The organism is Mycobacterium sp. NPDC003449, assembly GCF_053588415.1.
The window spans coordinates 1-4,493 of the sequence record NZ_JBSFPX010000161.1 but is presented as its reverse complement, the minus strand read 5'-3'; the positions used below and the strand labels follow the sequence as shown (position 1 = coordinate 4,493).

Here is a 4,493-nt window from a genome sequence, read left to right as displayed (position 1 = left end):
CAACCGGATCGACGACACCGTGGTGTTCGACGCGTTCGACGACAACACCGCGGAACGCGTGACCCGCAAGGAGATCGGTGAGCTGGTGCGGCGGTTGCGGCAACGCGGGGTGGAGCTCGACGTCGACGACGGTGTGGTCGATTTCGTGCAGCGCAGGGGATTCGACCCGGTCTATGGCGCCCGGGGCCTGCGTCGGGCCATCCGCAACGAGCTCACCGAGCCGGTCGCGCGGGCGGTTCTGGCGGCGTCGGACCGGCCCGTCACCCTGCGGGCAGGCATCCGGGACGGCGCGTTGACCCTCACCTGATCCGCCGAGCAGACGTGTCGGTACCCGAAAACGCGCGATTCCGGGTACCGACGCGTCTGCTCGCGAGAGAAGGAACGGTCAGCCGAGGGGCTCGGCCCGGCCGGTGTGCGCCGCGCGCACCGCGCCGATGCTGGCCGCGGTCACCAGCGCGACGCCGAGATACCCGAGCATGCCGATCTGCTGGCCGAGCACCACAAGTCCGGCCAGCGCCGCGGTGACCGGTGACAGACAGGTGAGGACGGCGAAGGTGGCCGGGGGCAGCGTGCGCAGCGACACCAACTCCAACGAGTAGGGGATGACCGAGGACAGCAGCCCGACGGCCGCGCCCACCGCGAGCACATGCCAGTGCAATGCGTCGGACAACCCCACCGAGGTGACGGCGAACGGGGCGACCACGACGGCACCCATGGCCGTGGCGATGGCCAGGCCGTCGACGCGGCGGAACTCGACGGCGGTCCGCGACGAGGCCAGGATGTATCCGGCCCAGCTCACACCCGCGACGGCGGCGAAGGCGAAGCCGGCCGGGTCGAAATGTCCGCCGCCGCCGGCGCGCGGCAGACCCAGCAGTGCCACCCCGGCCAGGGCCAGCCCCGCCCACAGCCAGGCGACCCGACTTTTACCCGTCACCACCGAAAGACCCAGTGGACCAAGCGCTTCGATCGTCACGGCGATCCCGAGGGGGATCCTGGCGATGGCGAGATAGAAGCAGAGGTTCATCACGCCAAGGGTGGCGGCCAATGCGGCTGCCGACGCCCAGGCCTGTCGGGTCAGGCCCAGCACGGCCGGGCGGGCCGACACGCACAGGATCACACCGGCCACAGCGAACCTGGCGAACAGCGCGCCAACTGTGCCGACCGCGGCGAACAGGCCGACGGCGACGGCTGCGCCGACCTCCTGGCTGATCGCCGCGACGACGACCAGCGCTGCCGCCCCGGCCGGGGCTCGCCGGGCTGCGGTCACACTGTCACCGGAAGTTGTGCACCGGTGGCGATTTCGGCGTACCCGCGCATGAGCCGCAGCGCGGTATCGCGGTTCAGCTCCGGGTCGCGGGCCACGATGCGGTACCCGAGGTAGTCCTCCATGGCCATCAGGGACATAGCGATGTCACGCGCGGTAGACCGCAGCCGAAAGGTGCCGTCGGCCGCGCCCGCGTCGAGGATCCGGGCGTAGAGATCGACCTGCCGGTGGTAGATGTGCTGGACGTCGCGGCGCTGGTCGAGTTCGAAGCCCGCGGCCAGCACGGCGCGCCAGATCGCCCGCCACTCGGCGTCCTCCGGCCCGGTCGGCAGACCGGCGGCGATGGTCAACGCGAGCTGCTCGCGGGCATCTGGGGTGTTTTCGACGACCGCGAGCCGGTTGTCGTAGAAGCGGGTGTCGGAGCGCTGGGCGAGCTCGGAGAGCAGCTGGTCCATCTCCTTGAAGTAGTAGCGCACCGCGTTGGCGGTCAGGTTCAGCTCGGCGGCGACGTCGGCGATCCGCAGTGTCGCGAGATCGTGGCGCTCGATCAGGGCGATGGCGGCATCGAGGATCTCTTCGCGTCGTTGGGTCTGTCGGTTCGGTCGTCCCACAGTCTCATCCTTACCGATTTCGCCGTTCCCCTTGCGCAGGAGACCACCCGCGTCCATTATTTTCCAAATGTGAAAAGAATATGACGTGACCCTCCGGAGGCCATATTGCGAGCCCGCGACCTCGGCGTCGTCGTCGGTGATCACCCCACCGGTCCGCACAACGCGATCACCGACGTCCCCGGCGTTCGCGTCGGGCACACCACCGTCCAGCAGAACGGGCCGGACGGTGAGGCCTCCGTCAACACCGGGGTCACCCTCGTACTCCCGCACCCCGGCATCTGGACCGAACCGGTGTTCGCCGGCGCCCACCGGCTCAACGGCAGCGGTGAACTGACCGGCCTGGAGTGGGTGCGCGAATCCGGCGAGCTCACCTCGGCCATCGCGCTGACCAACACCCACAGCGTCGGAGTGGTGCGTGATGCGCTGGTAGACGCCCAGGTCCGGGCCAGAGGCGAGGGGCTGTACTGGTCGCTTCCGGTGGTGGGGGAAACCTATGACGGGCTGCTCAACGACATCAACGGCCACCACGTGCGCGCCGAACACGTGCACGCGGCGCTGGCCTCCGCGGCCGACGGTCCGGTGGCCGAGGGCAATGTCGGCGGTGGCACCGGGATGATCTGCCACGGCTTCAAGGGCGGCATCGGCACCGCCTCCCGGGTCACCGACACCGCCGCGGGCCGCTATACCGTCGGGGTTCTGGTGCAGGCCAATCACGGACGCCGGGAACGTCTGCGGGTCAACGGGGTTCCGGTCGGTGAGATGATCGGACCCGACGTGGTGCCGACCCCTGACATGCCGCGGGCGTACCAGCCGGGATCGGGGTCGATCATCGTCGTCGTGGCGACCGACGCACCGTTGCTGCCGCACCAGTGCACCCGGTTGGCGCAGCGGTCGGCGCTGGCGGTCGGCCGCCTGGGCGGTACCGGCGAACAGTACAGCGGGGATCTGATGCTGGCGTTCGCCACCGGCAACCGCGGAATCCCGCCGTACGCCTGGGACGAGGACGCCGGGACCGAGCGCCCCGAGATCGACCTGCGGATGGTGGCGCCGCAGCTGATGACCAGGTTGTTCGACCTGACCATCGACGCCACCGAGGAGGCCATTCTCAACGTCCTCGTCGCCGCCGAAACCCTGACCGGGCGCAACGGACGCACCGCTCACGCGCTGGATCACACGCTGTTTCGCGCTGCACTTCTCCTGGAGCATCAATGAGTACCGGCACCCCCACCGCCGACGGCCGGCGACTGCAGGGAGAGCTCGGACCCGTCGGTGTCGTGTTCATGGTGGTGGCCGCGGCTGCCCCGCTGACCGTGATCGGCGGCAACATGCCCCTGGCGATGGGCCTGGGCAACGGACCCGGCGCTCCGGTCGGATTCCTCATCGCCGCACTGGTTCTGCTGGTGTTCAGTGTCGGATTCGTGGCGATGACGCCGTACGTGCCCGAGGCGGGCGCCTTCTTCTCCTATGTGACGCTCGGCCTCGGCGGGCGGATGGGCAGCGGCGTCGCCGCCGTCGCGCTGATCGCCTACACCGCGATCCAGGTCGGGATCTACGGTTATATCGGCTGGGCCATCGGCGACACCGTCCGATTCTACGGTGGACCCCAGATCCCCTGGGCCGTCTACTCGTTCGCGGTCCTGGTGATCGTCGCGTTGCTCGGCTACCGGCATATCGAGCTCAGCGCCAAGGTGCTCGGGGTGGCGCTGGCGGCCGAGATCGGCATCGTGATCCTGCTCGACCTGGTCATCGTGGCCGATCCGGGTCCGGCCGGGTTGACGCTGACATCATTCGCTCCCGGGGTGTTCACCGACGGCGTCCTCGGCATCGCGGTGCTGTTCGCGCTGACCGGGTTCATCGGGTTCGAGGCGACCGCGGTGTTCCGCGACGAGGCCCGCGATCCCGAACGCACCATTCCCCGCGCGACCTATGCCGCGGTGCTCATTATCGGCGGTTTCTATGCGCTGACCTGCTGGGCATTCGTCGTCGCGATCGGGCCGGACCAGGTCGCCGACGTCGCACAACACACTTTGGACGGCGACGCCAACATGCTGCTCGACACCACCGACGACAACCTGGGCCGGGTCGGCCGCGACGTGGTCAACGTGCTGCTACTGACCAGCCTGTTCGCCTGTGTGCTGTCCTTTCACAACGTGATCGCCCGCTACCAGTTCGCACTGGCCCGAAAAGGGTTGCTGCCCAGGGGATTGTCCGGGGTGCACCCGCGGCACGGATCGCCCGCGCTGTCCTCGGCGGTGCAGACCGGCACCGCCGCGGTGATCGTCGCGATCCTGGCCGGGCTCGGAGTCGACCCGCTGGTGGGGGTGTTCGGCTCGATGGCCGGGGTGGCGACGGTGGGCATGGTGATCCTGATGCTGACCACATCGGCGGCGGTGCTCGTCTACTTCGCCCGCCACGGCGAGCATGCGCGGGGCCGGCCGTGGCAGACCCGCATCGCCCCGGCGCTGGCCTGCCTGGGATTGCTCGCCAGCCTGTGGCTGGTGCTCACCAACTTCACCCTGGTGACCGGCGGCAGCGCCACGCTCAGCACGATCCTGGCGGCCGTGCCGTTCGCCGGGTTCGTGATCGGGGCGGCGGTGCGGCCCCGGCACATTGAATAG

4 protein-coding genes and 1 pseudogene are annotated in these 4,493 nt (G+C 69.4%); 3 read left to right on the top strand and 2 right to left on the bottom strand.

The features are described 5' to 3' along the window. Window positions 1–307: pseudogene (locus ACWDTP_RS29525) on the top strand (AAA family ATPase); the annotation flags it as partial. 78 nt (window positions 308–385) lie between these two features. On the opposite strand, the gene ACWDTP_RS29520 reads toward ACWDTP_RS29525, so the two are convergent. Both ACWDTP_RS29520 and ACWDTP_RS29515 read right to left on the bottom strand, forming a co-directional pair. After that, the gene (locus ACWDTP_RS29520) at window positions 386–1,267 is read right to left on the bottom strand and encodes an EamA family transporter (protein ID WP_450026480.1); all 882 of its coding nucleotides are present in this window, start codon (window positions 1,265–1,267) and stop codon (window positions 386–388) included. Beyond that, window positions 1,264–1,932 (bottom strand): TetR/AcrR family transcriptional regulator, encoded by a 669-nt coding sequence (locus ACWDTP_RS29515; RefSeq protein ID WP_450026478.1) that lies wholly within the window; start codon window positions 1,930–1,932, stop codon window positions 1,264–1,266. The genes ACWDTP_RS29520 and ACWDTP_RS29515 overlap by 4 nt, the downstream gene beginning before the upstream one ends. A 48-nt stretch (window positions 1,933–1,980) precedes the next feature. Here ACWDTP_RS29515 and ACWDTP_RS29510 point away from each other — a divergent pair, with 48 nt between their 5' ends. Beyond that, a complete protein-coding gene (locus tag ACWDTP_RS29510) occupies window positions 1,981–3,087 on the top strand; it encodes a DmpA family aminopeptidase (protein ID WP_450026476.1) in 1,107 nt (368 codons plus the stop codon). Then, on the top strand, window positions 3,084–4,493 hold the full coding sequence (locus tag ACWDTP_RS29505) for an APC family permease (RefSeq protein WP_450026474.1): 1,410 nt from the start codon (window positions 3,084–3,086) through the stop codon (window positions 4,491–4,493). Before ACWDTP_RS29510 ends, ACWDTP_RS29505 begins: the two co-directional genes overlap by 4 nt.

Coding starts and splice junctions, on each gene's coding strand:
- ACWDTP_RS29515 (WP_450026478.1), bottom strand. CDS start 1,932: ATGGACGCGGGTGGTCTCCTGCGCAAGGGGAACGGCGAAATCGGTAAG.
- ACWDTP_RS29505 (WP_450026474.1), top strand. CDS start 3,084: ATGAGTACCGGCACCCCCACCGCCGACGGCCGGCGACTGCAGGGAGAG.